The organism is Mesorhizobium sp. M0768 (genome assembly GCF_040320195.1).
In the GTDB taxonomy this organism is placed as follows: Bacteria; Pseudomonadota; Alphaproteobacteria; order Rhizobiales; family Rhizobiaceae; genus Mesorhizobium.
The window spans coordinates 96,231-110,118 of record NZ_JAMYPD010000021.1; the positions used below are offsets into that span (position 1 = coordinate 96,231).

Genomic DNA, 13,888 nt, shown 5'->3' on the forward strand with positions numbered 1-13,888 from the left:
GGCACAAGTAGATTTTCGGACCGACAGTGACGCCACCCTTCGGGAAAGGACACCGCCGGTGCTCTGGCCGATATGGCGAGCCGCACTGATCGGAACCTGTGTATCCCTGTGTGTGGCCATCATTGAATTCGGCCTCTCCGCGCTCCCGTCCGACGCCCGGCGAGCGCTCGAGATCCTGCTTGTCGCGATCATCGGGTGGACCCTGACGCCGTTCGACGACACCTTCGTTGCGATCGCCGCCGGGCTGGCAATGGCGCTGCTGGTCAACCGTGATCCAGGCGCGCTGTTTCATGCGCTCGGCGATGAGTTGATCTGGCTATTGCTTGCCTCCTTCATGTTGGCGGCCACCTTCAAGGCGAGTGGGGTCGCAGATCGCGTTCTCGGCCTCGTGACGGGGCGCATGCGATCGGTTCGCGCAATCGCCTATTCCTTGACGGCCGTCATGATCGCCACAGCCTTCGTCATTCCGTCGACCTCAGGTCGCGCAGCTTTGATGATCCCCGCCTTTCAGGCGATCGCGGGACGCTGTGGAAGCGCCCGGTTGCGAAGGGCCTTCGCGCTGCTGTTCCCCACTGTTATCCTGCTCTCGGCCATTGCATCGCCCGTCGGCGCCGGTGCCCATCTGCTGGCGATCGAAATGGTCGGCCGCCTCTCGGGTGTGAAAGTAAGCTATCTGGAATGGATCGCTTTCGGCCTGCCGTTTGCGGCCGTAAGCACCTTCCTTTCGGTCGAATGCCTGCTCCGGCTTTTCCTGTCGCCGGTCGAACGGCGGATGACCCTTTTGCAGCCAACGACGGTGACTAGTGGCGGTGCCGGATTGGCACGGCAGCCGATACTCTGGATCGCCGGCGGGGTTGTCACCGCGTGGCTGACCGAACCTGTCCACGGACTTGATGCCACCGTTGTCGCTCTTGGCGGCGCTCTCTTGGCCACACTTCCTAGAGTAGGCTCCGTGGCGTTTGGCGATGCAATCAAGAGTGCGGAGTGGAAGCTGCTCTTGTTTCTGGCGGCGACGATCTGCTTGGCAGACGGCCTGACGGCATCAGGCCTCAATCGATGGTTGATCGAGACGACTGTCGATCCGCTGCGCGGCGCCGGCTTGGGCCCGTTGGCGCTTATCTCCTTATTAGCCTTGCTTGGGCTTTTCAGTCATCTCGTGATCCACAGTCGCACGGCGCGTGTCTCGGTGCTGCTGCCCCCGGCGCTGATGCTCGCATCGACAGCGCGGCTCGACCCTCTCCTGGCAATGTTTGTCCTCGTCTCGGCGACCGGCTTTTGCCAAACCCTCGCGATCTGCGCGAAACCGGTGGCGCTTTTCGCGGGGGTCGACGAGGAAGGCTACGGCCCGAAAGACCTCGCCTTGCTCAGCTCAATCCTGCTGCCGATGCAGTTCATCCTCATCGTCGTGTTCGCGGTCGCCGTGTGGCCAGCCACCGGAGCCCTGCTCAACACGCTCCATCTGCAACTTGTTGGAGAGCCGTAGAATGTCGAAAAAGAAAGGATTGACGAAACGAAGACGGCTTCGAGTATTGGTCGCACCCTCCGGCTTTAAGGAGAGCCTCGGCGTTCGTGATGTCATCGCTGCATTGGCGCGCGGCGTTCGCAATGCCGTTCCGACAGCAAAGATCCTGGGCCTTCCAATGGTGGATGGCGGCGAGGATTTTACGCGGACCCTTGTTGAATTGTCTGATGGCGAGCTGCATTCCGTCACAGTGACGGGACCGGTGGGACAACCCGTGGCGGCCAATGTCGGTTTTCTCGGGCGAAGAAAGAAACGGACTGCAGTTCTGGAAATCGCGGCGGCTGCCGGGCTCCGGCTCGTCCCCACTGACATGCGTGACCCGACCCGCACTACAAGTTATGGGGTTGGTGAGTTGATTCGTTTTGCGCTCGATCTTGGCGCGGAAAGAATTCTGATCGGCTGCGGTGACTCGGGTGTCAACGATGCAGGAACCGGCATGGCCCAAGCATTAGGCGTGCGTCTGCTCGATGGCGGCGGCCGTCCCATTTCGGGGAGCGGCTCGGCCCTCTCATCGCTAGCTCGTGTCGATCTTTCCAGTCGTGATCATCGCCTTTCGAATGTTCGTGTCGACGTCGCGGTAAATCCCTACAACATGCTGCTCGGCGAGAGAGGCGTCGCTCGGGTGTTCGGCCCGCAAAAGGGTGCAACACCTGATCAGGTGGTTTTGCTCGAGCAGGGCATGGAAAATGTCGCTCACGTCGTTCGCCGCGACCTCGGCGTCGACGTGACGCCGCTTGTCGGCGGAGGAGCTTCCGGGGGACTCGGCGCCGGACTTCACGCCTTTGTTGGAGCCCGGCTGCATCCGCGCTTCGACCTGATCCTGCGGTATATGGATCTCGATCATCGGCTGTCAAACGCCGACATCGTCATGACAGCCGAGGGTGGCCTGGATGGTCAGACGAGCTTTGGAAAGATACCAGCCGAGATTGCCCGGCGCGCGAAACGTCACAATCTGCCCGTCATCGCCTTGGCCGGAACGATCGGAGCAGGTGCAGAGGCGACCCACGACATCGGCATCGATGCCTTCTTCAGCATTCTGTGCCGACCGTGTTCCCTCGAAGACGCGATCCGTGACGCCGACACGCTGCTGGCGAACGCTGCCGAGCAGGCATTCCGGCTGATGCGGGCGACGCGTGCTTTCAAGCTCAGATGACGGAGCGTGTTTCAGATGACGGAGCGTGTCAGCCAATGGCCGCGATGTCGCTAAGCGGCGGCCCTGACCGGCTCGAAGTCTATGTCGAGAACCGAATTTCGCGCTGCCCGGTGGGCGGGGAAGCCGAAGTCCAACCCAAACTTCACCCGATCGTGGTCCCCGCCTTGAGCTTCCTCGCCTCCTTCATGTTGGGAAGAAAAACCGTCAGCAGCCCGAGCAGCGGCAAATACGAGCAGACCTGGAAGACGAAATCGATGCCCTTCATGTCGGCGACGACGCCAAGCACGGCGGCCGCGATGCCGCCCATGCCGAAGGCGAAGCCGAAAAAGATGCCGGCGATCATGCCGACCCGGCCGGGCACCAGTTCCTGCGCGAATACGACGATGTTCGAGAAGGCCGAGGACAGGATCAGGCCGATCAGCACGGTGAGAACCATTGTCCACTCGAAATTGGCGTAGGGCAGGGCCAGGGTGAAGGGCAGCACGCCGGCGATCGAGAACCAGATCATCGCCTTCTGTCCGTAGCGGTCGCCGAACGGGCCGCCGAGCAGGATGCCCAGGGCCGAGGCGCCGAGGAACAGGAACAGCATGACCTGCGACATCTGCACCGAAACGCCGAATTTATGGATGGCATAGAAGGTGTAGTAGCTGGACAGGCTGGCGATGTAGGCGTTCTTGGTCAATACCAGCAAGGTCAGCACCGCCAGCGCGCCCAGGACCTTGCGGCGCGGGAAAGGCGAAACGAAGCCTGCCGCTTTGCGGGTGCCCTGTGCGGCGCGCAGGCGGCTGTACCAGCCGCCAACCTGCCACAGCACGATGATGCCGATCAGCGAGCCGCCGGCAAACCAGGCGATGCTGGTCTGGCCGAAGGGCACGACGATGAATGCTGCCAGCAGCGGCCCCATCGCCTGGCCGAAATTGCCGCCGACCTGGAACAGCGACTGCGCAAGACCGAACCGGCCACCGGAGGCGAAGCGGGCGATGCGCGAGGATTCCGGGTGGAAGATCGCCGAGCCGATGCCGATCAGCGAGGCGCCGATGAGGAGCAGCGAGTAATGTCCGGCATAGGCCAGCACGACCAGCCCGATCAGCGAAGAAGCCATGCCGTAGGGCAGCGAATAAGGCATCGGCCGCTTGTCGGTAATCATGCCGATCACCGGCTGCAGCAAGGATGCCGTCACCTGGAAGGTAAAAGTCAAAAGGCCGATCTGCCAGAAATCGAGACCATAATTGTCCTTCAGCAGCGGATAGATCGCCGACAGCAGCGACTGCATGATGTCGTTGATGCAATGGCAGAAGCTCACCGCCAGGATGACGGTGAAGGCCGTCGCCTGAGCTGAAATGTGGCTGGCCGCTGCCGGCTTGGCGTCGGCGGTTGCTGTGGTATCGGTCAAGGCAGGCTCCGTGGTCTTTTTGGCGGGCGCTCCCGCAGGCGGTCTTATAGGGCGCAGCCTTATACGTTGCTTGTCACGCGACTTCTTTCGTGGTTTGGTCCAATAGTTTCGCAAGTGGGCCATAGCTGATGCCGCATGGCAGGGAAATGTTCAGAGCGGGCGACACCGATCTCGGGCTGTTGCATGAGCGTCGCTGGCAATGGCTGGAAGAGGCCGTCGGGCCGGCAGTGGCGCTGCCGACCGAATATCCGGACGGCTACCATGTGCCACGGCACCATCATAGCCGCAGCCAGTTGCTGCACGCGCTGGTCGGTGTCGTGCTGGTGACGACGCGGCATGGGCGCTGGATGGTGCCTCCGGACCACGCGATGTGGATCCCCGCCGGCACCGAACATTCCGTCGAGATGCTGGGCGACGTCAGCATGCGGTCCGTCTATGTGATGCCGGAGGCCATTCCCGGCCTGCCGGACGGGTTGCGTGTCGTCGGCATCACCGACCTGATGCACAGCCTGATCGTGGAATCGGAAAAGCTGCCGCAAGGCGCCGAGCTGAAGGGGCGGGGCGGACTGATCATGAAGCTCCTGCTGCACGAAATCCCGAACCTGCCGGAACGGCCGCTCGGCCTTCCGTTCCCGTCCGATGCAAGGTTGGCGACGCTGTGCCGGCGCTTCGTCTCGGCACCGTCACCGCATGCGACGATCGACGAGTGGGCCGCTATCGTCGGCATGAGCCGCCGCTCTTTCACCCGCGCGTTCCACCGCCAGACCGGATTGTCGCTGTCGACCTGGCGTCAGCAGGCCTGTCTGTTCGCGGCGCTGCCACGGCTGGCCGACGGCGAGCCGATCACGAGGGTGGCGCTCGATCTCGGCTATGACAGCGTGCCGGCGTTCATCACCATGTTCAAGCGCATGCTGGGAGCCTCGCCACGCGGTTACATGCGGGGCGCCCGTGATGCTGGCGAAGGTGTGCGACGAACAAGTGGTCCGGCTCGGCCTGAGGCGCAGCCCTGAAGGGCGTCGCGTTCGACCGGCCTCATGCGACGCGCTTTGGGTTCTTGTTGTATGCATGTCGTTATCGCAAAACCGCTGCACAGTTTTGCGCGACACGCATTAATCGAACAGGCTCGACACCGATTCCTCGGTCGCCGTGCGCGAGATCGCCTCGCCCATCAGTTCGGCGATGGAGATGACGCGGATATTGGCGGCGTCCAGCACTGCCTGGGTCGGCTGGATGGAATCGGTGATGACCAGTTCCTGCAGTTTCGAGGCGCCGATGCGGGCGATGGCGCCGCCGGACAAAACGCCATGGGTAGTATAGGCGGTCACACTGGTGGCGCCATCGGCAAGCAGCGCATCGGCCGCATTGCACAGCGTGCCGCCCGAATCGATGATGTCGTCGATCAACAGGCAATCCTTGCCGCGCACGTCACCGATGACGTTCATGACTTCCGATTCGCCGGGGCGCTCGCGGCGCTTGTCGACGATGGCAAGCTGGGCGTCGATGCGCTTGGCGAGCGCGCGGGCGCGGACCACGCCGCCGACATCCGGCGACACCACCATGACATTGGCAAGCTGCTTGTATTTCGCCTTTACGTCGCGGGCCATGACCGGCACGGAAAACAGATTGTCGGTCGGGATGTCGAAGAAGCCTTGAATCTGGCCGGCATGGAGATCCAGGGTCAGCACCCGGTCGACGCCCGCCCTCGTGATCATGTTGGCGACCAGTTTGGCCGAGATCGGTGTGCGGCCCGAGGCACGGCGATCCTGCCTGGCATAGCCGAAATAAGGAATAACCGCAGTGATGCGCTTGGCCGAAGAGCGCATGAAGGCGTCGATCATGATGAGCAGTTCCATCAGATGATCGTTGGTCGGGAACGAGGTGGACTGCAGGATGAAGACGTCCTCGCCGCGCACATTCTCCTGGATCTCGACGAAGATTTCCTGGTCGGCGAAGCGCCTGACGCTGGCCTTGCCCAGCGGAATGTTGAGGTAGCGGGCGACTGATTCGGCCAGCACCCTGTTGGAATTGCCCGCGAAGAGCTTCATGCACCGTTCCTGGCGAAGGATTGAGAGACTCCGATAGCACTCCAGCCTCTTAGTCGGGCTTTTAGCGGCCCGCGCCGGTATTGCAAGCGTCGTGAATGGGAATCCGCCGGCTAATCTCAATAAACGCTTACGGCTTGACGATGCCGCGATAGGTCCACTTCGATGCCGACGGAATCGGGGATAGCTCTATCTTTCAGTCTGAGGATGGTCTTTTCCGAAAACCGGATTCACTTTTCGGAAATCATACTCCAGGTCAGCCGGCGCCGCCGCCAAGCCAGGTGGCGAACTGGTCGATTGTCTGGTCGGCAATTGCCTGCATGGTCGCCGGGGCGACCGCCGTCCAGCCTTCGCCGCCGCCAACAGAGGGCGCCTTCTGCTGGCCGTTGATGCGATGCAGCCGGTTGCCGGCCGGGTCATAGATGTCCCAGACATAGATGACGGTAGTGTCCTTGCCTTCCGTCATGGTCGAGAAATAGCCCTTGAGCACATGTGTTGGGGTCTGGTCGGTGCTGCCGGCCAAGGTGATGCCGCGCTGCCTGGCGCGTGTCTGAAGCTCGGCGGTCAGCGGTGTCGCGGCTTCTACCGAGGCGCCGACGATCGGCGCCACCTGCAGCCGGGTCCGCGCAATGGCAGCCGCGCTTTTGGCGGGCGGCACGGCTGCTGCAGCGGAAGGCTGCGCCGTATCTGCAGTTTGCGCGGTGCCGGCAGGCTGAGCCGGAGTTGCGGGGGGCGTCGCGGCACCTCCGGCTCCGGAGAGGGATTGCGTCGATTGCGGGGCAATGGCCGAGGGTTCGAGAACGTCCTTCGCATTGGTGCAGGCCGCCAGTGCCAGCGCCACGAGCAATGACACGGTCGTCACATGCGATCGTCTCATTAGCCTGAAAACTCCTTGGCGACGAACGCCCCTCACACTCTCTCCATTATGGATTCACTGCACGATCAAGTCGAGATCATGGCGGGACAGCGGCTTCGGCTGGGATTCGGTGGTCAGATAGGTGCGGCCAAGCGTCATCGCGGTTTCGGTTTCGGAGTCCATGATGATCATATGGGCGAACAGCGTCATGTTCGGCGCAATCGGTTCGGGATTACCCTGATAGAACATCGGCATATCCATCCAGGACGGGGTGAAGCGGGCGCCGAGCGAATAGCCGCAGGCATTGAGCCGGTGCTTGGTCAAGTTGTGGGCTTCGAGGGTGCGGGCATGGGCGTCGAACACGTCGCCGAACGTATTACCGGGCGTCATCGCCTTCTCGACTGCAAGTAGCGCGGCGCGGGCGGCATCGAACAATTCCTGGTGGCGTTTCGATACCTTGCCGGTCAACGCCGTGCGCATCATTGCCGCATGGTAGTGGTGGAAGACACCGGCCCATTCGAGCGTCAGCTGGTCGTTCTTGGTGAGCTTGCGGCGACCGGCCTTGTAGCGGCAAAGCAGGGCGTCGACTCCGGAGCCGATGATGAACTCGTTGGCCGGATAATCGCCGCCGCCGGCAAAGATCGCACCTTGCATGGCGGCGAGGATCAGCGCCTCATCGCCACCCTGCTTGATCAGCGGCAGTGCTGCGTCCAGCGCGTCGTCGGCCAGATTTGCGGCTTTTTCCGCCTTGGCGATTTCTGCCGGGCTCTTGAATAGCCGTAGCCGGCTGACAATGCCGGAGGCATCCGCGATCTGCCCGAAGGTCTGCAACTGCTCGTCGAGGCGCCGGCCATTATAGGCGGTCAGGCCGTGGGTGTCGTATTCGACGCCGATCCGGGCGCCGAGCAGGTCAAGCTCGTTGAGCAGATTGCGCAGATCTACCGCCGGATTGGCGCCGTTGCGGTCCGTCCACAAAACGATGTTGTCGATGATCGAGGTGTGGCGCGCCTGGCGCAAGTCGGCCGAACGCGTCAGCAGCACCATCGAGCCGTCGGCCTTGACCACCAGGCACTGGAAAAAGCAGAAGCCGAAGGTGTCGTAGCCGGTTAGCCAATACATGCTTTCCTGGGCAAACAGCAGGACGGCGTCGAGCTTCTTTTCGGCGATCTCGATCATCAGTCGATCGCGCCGCGCGTCGAATTCCGAGCGTTCGAAATGCAGCGCCATCAGTCAGCCTCCAAAACGATTGCCGAAACCTGCCGCCCGTAGTCGGGCTCGTTGCGATGCGTGCTGCGCCGATAGGAGTAGAAAAGCTCTTCCTCGGCATAGGTGCAGCGGCCAAGTCCTTCGGCATTGACGCCAGCCTTGGTCAGCCGGTCGACCGTGTAGCGGTTGAGATCGAACATCGCGTGTCCGGCATTTGCGGAGGGCGCGAAATAGCGGGCACTGCCAGCATCGGCGTCGACGAAACGGGTGACAAATTCCGGTCCGACTTCGTAATTCCGTGGGCCGATCGAAGGACCGAGCACTGCGATGATGCGGTCGCGCCGGGCGCCGAGGCTTTCCATTGCCGCGATGGTGTTTTCCAGCACTCCGGTGAAAGCGCCTTTCCAGCCGGCATGGGCGGCGCCGATAATGCGCGCCTCGGCGTCGGCGAAGAGGACCGGTCCGCAGTCGGCGGTCGAGGCACCGACGGCAATGCCCGGCCGGTCGGTGACAATGGCGTCGGCCTTGGGCCGCTCGCCGGCAAAAGGCTCCCTGGCAATGACGACGTCCGGCGAATGAACCTGGTGAGCGGTCAGCAGATGGTTTGCAGGCACGCCCATCCATTCGGCGACCCGGCGGCGATTCTCGCGCACCAGCGTCTGGTCGTCGTTCGAGCCGGTGCCGATGTTGAGGCCTCGGTAGATGCCGCTGGAAATGCCGCCGACGCGCGTGAAGTAGCCGTGGCGGATGCCTTGCGCCGTTTCCAGCAAGGGCGACCGAACGGGATCCGGTTTGGTCTGATTCAGCATGGCGGCTTTGTTGTCCGTATAGGCGATTTCGTCAAGCGAGTTGAAGGGGCGCAGTTGAAGGCTGGTCAGTTGAAGGCTGGCGCAGTTGATGTCGGCCGCTAGTCGGAGACGGGAGAGTGGGAGAGGCGGCAGCGAAAAGTCAATCCATGCTTGGAAACGGCGGAACGGCAATGCCGGCGGGGAGGACGGCAAGCACCTTGAAGAGTTCGCCCATGGCCAGCGGGCCGGCGAGGCGCTCGACGTCGGCCGCGATCTTTTCGCGAGCTGCCTCATCGGCATTGGCGCCGAGCCGGCCAGCTCGTTCGAGAAGCCCCATCTTGAGCAGGAATTCACCTTGCGTTGAGAGGTGGGCATCGAGGCTGTGTGCCCGAACGGTTGCCGCGAGGGCAGCGAAATCGACATGGGCTGTGAGATCGGCCCGCCCCGGATTGGCCAGCACGTCCTCATGACGGTGCTTGCGCAAGGCCTGCAAGGTGTCGCCGATCCCGGGCTGGAGGTGACCGTAGTCGAGAAACAGGCCGGCGCCGCCAAATCCGGCAAGTCGCCCGGCGATGGCCGCCATCAGGGCGGCGCGGGCTGGCGCCACCTCGACGATCGCACCTTCCGGCGCATTCTCGGCACCCTCCGGCAGCAGCATCGGGTCGAGCGAGCCGGCGCCGACGAAAAAGCGCAGCCGGTTCGCATCGTCGAGACCGATCATCCGCTCGCGCCAGCCGGCTCCGGCGCGGACGAACTGGCGGATGGGCACCGCGTCAAACAGCTCATTACCAACAACCAGAAGCGGCGCCTGCGGTAGTGTGTCCACGGCCTCATGCCAGGCGACGGTGGCCGACGTCCCGGCAAGCGTTCGTTTCTGGACCTCGGTCAACCGCGGACTGGTCTCGATCAAGGCGAACGATGCGCTGGCGGTAAGCGTCGGATCGAGCCGCGAAAGCGTGCGCAGCATATCTCTCATCAGCGTGCCGCGGCCGGGGCCTATTTCGGCGATGGCGACCGGCGTCGGCCGGTCGATCGCCAGCCACGCCTGGTAGAGCCAGATGGCGACCAGTTCGCCAAACATCTGGCTGATCTCCGGCGCGGTGACGAAGTCGCCGGCGGCGCCGAACGGCTCGCGTGTCGTATAGTAGCCGTCCAGCGGATCGAACAGGCAGAGCGCCATGTATTCGCTGATGGGGATCGGTCCCACCGCACCGATCAGCTCGGCGATGCGGGTCTTCAGCCGCGTCATGCCGGCTGCGGTTTTGTCACCGGCTTGGCTGTAGCCATCGCCCAGATGCCGGCCAGCACCATCGGCAGTGACAGCACCATTCCCATGGTGAGCCAGCTCGTGCCAAGGAGGTAGCCAAGCTGCTGGTCGGGCTCGCGAAAGAATTCGACGAAGATGCGCGAGGCGCCATAGCCGGCGATGAAGGCGCCGCCGACGAAGCGCGGCGTCTTCAGCTTGAGCCGCGAATGGGTGAGGAAGCGCAGGATAAGGAACAACACCAGCCCTTCGAGGAGCGCCTCGTAGATCTGGCTCGGATGGCGTGCAAATGGACCGCCATTGGGGAATTCGAATGCCCATGGAACGTCGGTCGGCCGGCCCCATAGTTCGGAATTGATGAAGTTTGCCAGGCGAACGAGGCCAAGCCCCACCGGCACGCCGGCGGCAACCACGTCGAACAGCGACCATGTGCGGATGCCGCGAGACCGGGAAAACAGCGTCATTGCGAGAATGACGCCGATCAGGCCGCCATGAAACGACATGCCGCCCTGCCAGACGGCGACGATATCGAGCGGATTGGCGATGTAGCGCGGCAGGTCGTAGAACAGCACGTAGCCGGTGCGTCCGCCGAGCACCACACCGATGGCTGCCCAGACGATGAAGTCGTCGAGGTCGACGGGCTTCATCGGCAGGGTGCCGTCGGGCCACAGTTTTGGGTTGGTGACGAGGCGCTTGGCATACCACCAAGCGAACAGAATGCCGACGATGTAGCCGACGCCGTACCAATGCACCGCCAGCGGTCCGATCCGGACGATGACCGGGTCGATGTTGGGAAAGGGCAGGGCGGCCAGCGGCAGCAAATATTCGCTCAACAGGGTCTCCGGGTTCCCAATCAGGTTCGGGCGCGGACCATGCGGCAGGCTTTTGGCGGGGTCAAGGCAAGCATATGCTTGCATTCCGAATCGCGCGCCACTACGTCAATTCGACCAAGCGAGGATTTGCCATGGCGACCGGACCGAACCGCATTCTCGATGAATTCGCCAAGCTGATGACCGATGCAGCCGGTGCCGCGCAAGGCGTGCGGCGCGAGGTGGAGACCGCCTTCAGGGGCCAGGCCGAGCGCATACTCAACTCCATGGACGTGGTGCAGCGCGAGGAATTCGAGGCCGCTCGCGACATGGCGGCGAAGGCCAGGGAAGAAAACACCCGCCTCGCCGCTCGCATCGAGGCGCTCGAGGCCAGGCTTGCCGAATTGACCGGTCAACCAGCGCCTGCGGCTGCGTCAAAGCCGCGTGCAAAAAAATAACAAGAAATAAATCGTTAAACTTTTCCACAAAGCCGGATCGCAAAAAGCGCTTTGTCGTGAATCGCTTACCGGTACTGCGTGAATCTTTGTGACAGCGCCTTTCCACATGCGAATGACGCAGTGCGAAAAATTTGGCTGGTCACGCGACTCCCGATCAATAGACTGAATTTGTTGCATGATTCGGAGCAGGGTCATGCGCCGGGCGGTGGGGTCCGGTCCGGGGTCTTTGCGTTGACGAAGTCCTGGCCGTCCGAGTTCTAGGCAGAATTGTTCGAGTGTGCCTCTCCCGCGGAGCGTGTGGTGGCGCTCCCAGAACGACAGGAAGCATTTCATGGAACTTCTCGAACTCGAATTCTCCCGCGAAATCCATCCGGTGGATGTTATCGAGCAGGTGGCGCACAATAACGATTGGTCCTTCGAGCGGGCTGGCGACGACGAGATCTCGATCTCGGTTGCCGGAAGCTGGACCGACTACCACGTTTCATTCTCCTGGATGGAGGACTACGAGGCGCTGCACCTGGCCTGCGCCTTCGACATCAAGGTCCCGGAGGCGCGCGCGCTCGAGGTGATGCGGCTGCTTTCGCTGATCAACGAGCAGATGCTGTTTGGCCATTTCGATCTCTGGGAGCAGGAAGGCGCCATCATGTTCCGCCAGTCGCTGCTGCTGGCTGGTGGGGTCGAGCCGTCGAGCCAGCAGGTCGAGGTGCTGCTGTCGTCGGCGCTGGAGGCCTGCGAATGCTATTTCCAGGCGTTCCAGTTCGTCGTCTGGTCGGGAACTTCGGCCAAGGATGCGTTGGCCGGCGTGCTGTTCGAAACTTACGGAAACGCCTGACCGTCGATGGTTTCGAGCAACGCGCGAAAACCCGAGATCAGCTTTGCCGATTTCGACCGCGTCGACATCCGCGCCGGCACGATCGTCGAGGCCGAGCCTTTTCCCGAGGCGCGCAAGCCGGCGATCAAATTGAAAATCAACTTCGGTCCCGTGATCGGGGTGAAGAAATCCTCGGCCCAGATCACGAAATATTATACGCCCGAAACCCTAATCGGCCGGCAGGTGTTCGCTGTGGTCAATTTCCCGCCGCGTCAGATCGGGCCATTCATGTCGGAAGTGCTGACGCTCGGCTTTCCTGACGAGGAGGGCGCCGTCGTCCTTGGCGCGATCGAGCGCAAGGTGCCGGACGGCGGCAGGTTGTTCTAGCTGCGCTGTTGTTCACGCAGCCAGTTTACGCGTGGTACCCAGCGCCTCTTCGACCGTTTCCATGAACATTTCCGCGCAGGTCTTCCAGCTGTAGCGCATCGCGCGTTGCCGCGCCTCGGCGCGGTCGACGTGAAGGGCGGCGAGCGCTGCTTGCCGCAGGTCGTCCGACACCGCGCCGCCGATGCCGTCACCCACAATATCGATCGGTCCGGTGACTGGATAGGCTGCGACCGGCGTGCCGCTGGCCAGCGCCTCGATGATGACGTTGCCGAACGTGTCGGTACGGCTGGGGAAGACGAAGGCATCGGCCGAAGCGTAGATCTCGGCCAGTTCGTCGTTCGGACGATGGCCAAGGAAATGGGCATCGGGATATCTGGCCTTCAGCTTCGCCAATTCCGGCCCTTCGCCTACGATCACCTTGCTGCCCGGCAGGTCGAGGTCGAGGAAGGCCGGCAGGTTCTTTTCGATCGCGACGCGGCCGACGCAGAGGAAGATCGGTCCGGGAAATCCCAGGTCCTTTCGTTTGTCCGGCCGAAAATGATCGGTGTCGACGCCGCGCGTCCACGGCCGGAGCTTGGTGAAGCCGCGCGCCGCAAGATCGTCGGCAAGCGACTGGGTGGCAACCAGCGTGCCCTGTCCTGAATTGTGGAAATCACGCAGCCAGCGATAGGCCCATGCTTCAGGCACCGGCAGGCGCGCGCTCAGATATTCCGGAAAACGTGTGTGATAGCTGGTCGTGAACGGGCGGCCGGCGTTGCGGCAGTAGCGCCGGGCCATAATGCCGAGCGGTCCTTCGGTGACGATATGGATGTGGTCCACCTTGCGTGCCTCGATCAGCTGCGCCACGCGGTGCGGCGTCGTCAGCGCCAGCCTGATATCGGGATAGGTCGGCAGAGGCAGGGTGCGAAAGATATTCGGCGTCAGGAAGTCCGTCTCGATATCGAAGGATTTCAGGGTCTCCGAGAGACGCTCCAGCGTGTGGACGACGCCGTTGACTTGCGGGCGCCAGGCGTCGGTGACCATCAGGATGCGCATGGCGGTCCCTTGGCGGCAAGCTTGATTGTCTCGCCGCGACGCCTGAGCGGCGACCACGCCGCAGCTCGGGCGTCGCACCAGCGCACCCGGGCAGGCGCGGGGTCGAAATGAGGCCGCAGGGCCGAATCAATCAGGATCGCGCGCTTCATTGGCGCTCTTCACCA

General features: G+C 62.8%; 14 protein-coding genes. 6 read left to right on the forward strand and 8 right to left on the reverse strand.

Annotated elements, in window-relative coordinates:
- The first annotated feature begins 112 nt into the window (after positions 1 to 112).
- A complete protein-coding gene (locus tag NKI08_RS23810) occupies positions 113 to 1,483 on the forward strand; it encodes an SLC13 family permease (protein ID WP_352772581.1) in 1,371 nt (456 codons plus the stop codon).
- A 1-nt stretch (position 1,484) separates the two neighbouring features.
- Entirely contained in the window at positions 1,485 to 2,675 is a 1,191-nt protein-coding gene (locus tag NKI08_RS23815; RefSeq protein WP_352772583.1) for a glycerate kinase family protein, read from the forward strand.
- Positions 2,676 to 2,817: 142 nt separating this feature from the next.
- Here NKI08_RS23815 and NKI08_RS23820 read toward each other — a convergent pair whose 3' ends face one another.
- Positions 2,818 to 4,068 (reverse strand): MFS transporter, encoded by a 1,251-nt coding sequence (locus tag NKI08_RS23820; protein WP_352772586.1) that lies wholly within the window; start codon positions 4,066 to 4,068, stop codon positions 2,818 to 2,820.
- Positions 4,069 to 4,196: 128 nt separating this feature from the next.
- Here NKI08_RS23820 and NKI08_RS23825 point away from each other — a divergent pair, with 128 nt between their 5' ends.
- On the forward strand, positions 4,197 to 5,078 hold the full coding sequence (locus NKI08_RS23825; RefSeq protein ID WP_352770932.1) for an AraC family transcriptional regulator: 882 nt from the start codon (positions 4,197 to 4,199) through the stop codon (positions 5,076 to 5,078).
- Between the two features lie 99 nt (positions 5,079 to 5,177).
- Here the strand turns inward: NKI08_RS23825 and NKI08_RS23830 are convergent, their stop codons facing one another.
- From NKI08_RS23830 to lgt, 6 genes are all read right to left on the reverse strand, one after another.
- On the reverse strand, positions 5,178 to 6,113 hold the full coding sequence (locus NKI08_RS23830; RefSeq protein WP_254819191.1) for a ribose-phosphate pyrophosphokinase: 936 nt from the start codon (positions 6,111 to 6,113) through the stop codon (positions 5,178 to 5,180).
- Between the two features lie 253 nt (positions 6,114 to 6,366).
- A complete protein-coding gene (locus tag NKI08_RS23835) occupies positions 6,367 to 6,987 on the reverse strand; it encodes a hypothetical protein (protein ID WP_023678426.1) in 621 nt (206 codons plus the stop codon).
- Between the two features lie 54 nt (positions 6,988 to 7,041).
- Positions 7,042 to 8,193, reverse strand: coding sequence for a M24 family metallopeptidase (locus tag NKI08_RS23840; RefSeq protein WP_352772590.1), 1,152 nt, complete (start codon positions 8,191 to 8,193; stop codon positions 7,042 to 7,044).
- On the reverse strand, positions 8,193 to 8,981 hold the full coding sequence (pgeF, locus tag NKI08_RS23845; protein WP_352772592.1) for a peptidoglycan editing factor PgeF: 789 nt from the start codon (positions 8,979 to 8,981) through the stop codon (positions 8,193 to 8,195). Before pgeF ends, NKI08_RS23840 begins: the two co-directional genes overlap by 1 nt.
- A 139-nt stretch (positions 8,982 to 9,120) precedes the next feature.
- A complete protein-coding gene (locus tag NKI08_RS23850) occupies positions 9,121 to 10,209 on the reverse strand; it encodes a class I SAM-dependent methyltransferase (RefSeq protein ID WP_352772595.1) in 1,089 nt (362 codons plus the stop codon).
- On the reverse strand, positions 10,206 to 11,057 hold the full coding sequence (gene lgt / locus NKI08_RS23855; protein ID WP_352772597.1) for a prolipoprotein diacylglyceryl transferase: 852 nt from the start codon (positions 11,055 to 11,057) through the stop codon (positions 10,206 to 10,208). The genes NKI08_RS23850 and lgt overlap by 4 nt, the downstream gene beginning before the upstream one ends.
- Before the next feature lie 131 nt (positions 11,058 to 11,188).
- Here lgt and NKI08_RS23860 point away from each other — a divergent pair, with 131 nt between their 5' ends.
- From NKI08_RS23860 to NKI08_RS23870, 3 genes are all read left to right on the forward strand, one after another.
- Positions 11,189 to 11,491 (forward strand): accessory factor UbiK family protein, encoded by a 303-nt coding sequence (locus NKI08_RS23860; protein ID WP_352469829.1) that lies wholly within the window; start codon positions 11,189 to 11,191, stop codon positions 11,489 to 11,491.
- A 331-nt stretch (positions 11,492 to 11,822) separates the two neighbouring features.
- The gene (locus NKI08_RS23865) at positions 11,823 to 12,323 is read left to right on the forward strand and encodes a type III secretion system chaperone family protein (RefSeq protein ID WP_023678420.1); all 501 of its coding nucleotides are present in this window, start codon (positions 11,823 to 11,825) and stop codon (positions 12,321 to 12,323) included.
- A gap of 6 nt (positions 12,324 to 12,329) precedes the next feature.
- Positions 12,330 to 12,689, forward strand: a complete 360-nt coding sequence (locus NKI08_RS23870) for a tRNA-binding protein (protein ID WP_352450496.1) — start codon at positions 12,330 to 12,332, stop codon at positions 12,687 to 12,689.
- 12 nt (positions 12,690 to 12,701) lie between these two features.
- Here NKI08_RS23870 and NKI08_RS23875 read toward each other — a convergent pair whose 3' ends face one another.
- Positions 12,702 to 13,724 (reverse strand): glycosyltransferase family 4 protein, encoded by a 1,023-nt coding sequence (locus NKI08_RS23875; protein WP_352772599.1) that lies wholly within the window; start codon positions 13,722 to 13,724, stop codon positions 12,702 to 12,704.
- Between the last annotated feature and the right edge of the window lie 164 nt (positions 13,725 to 13,888).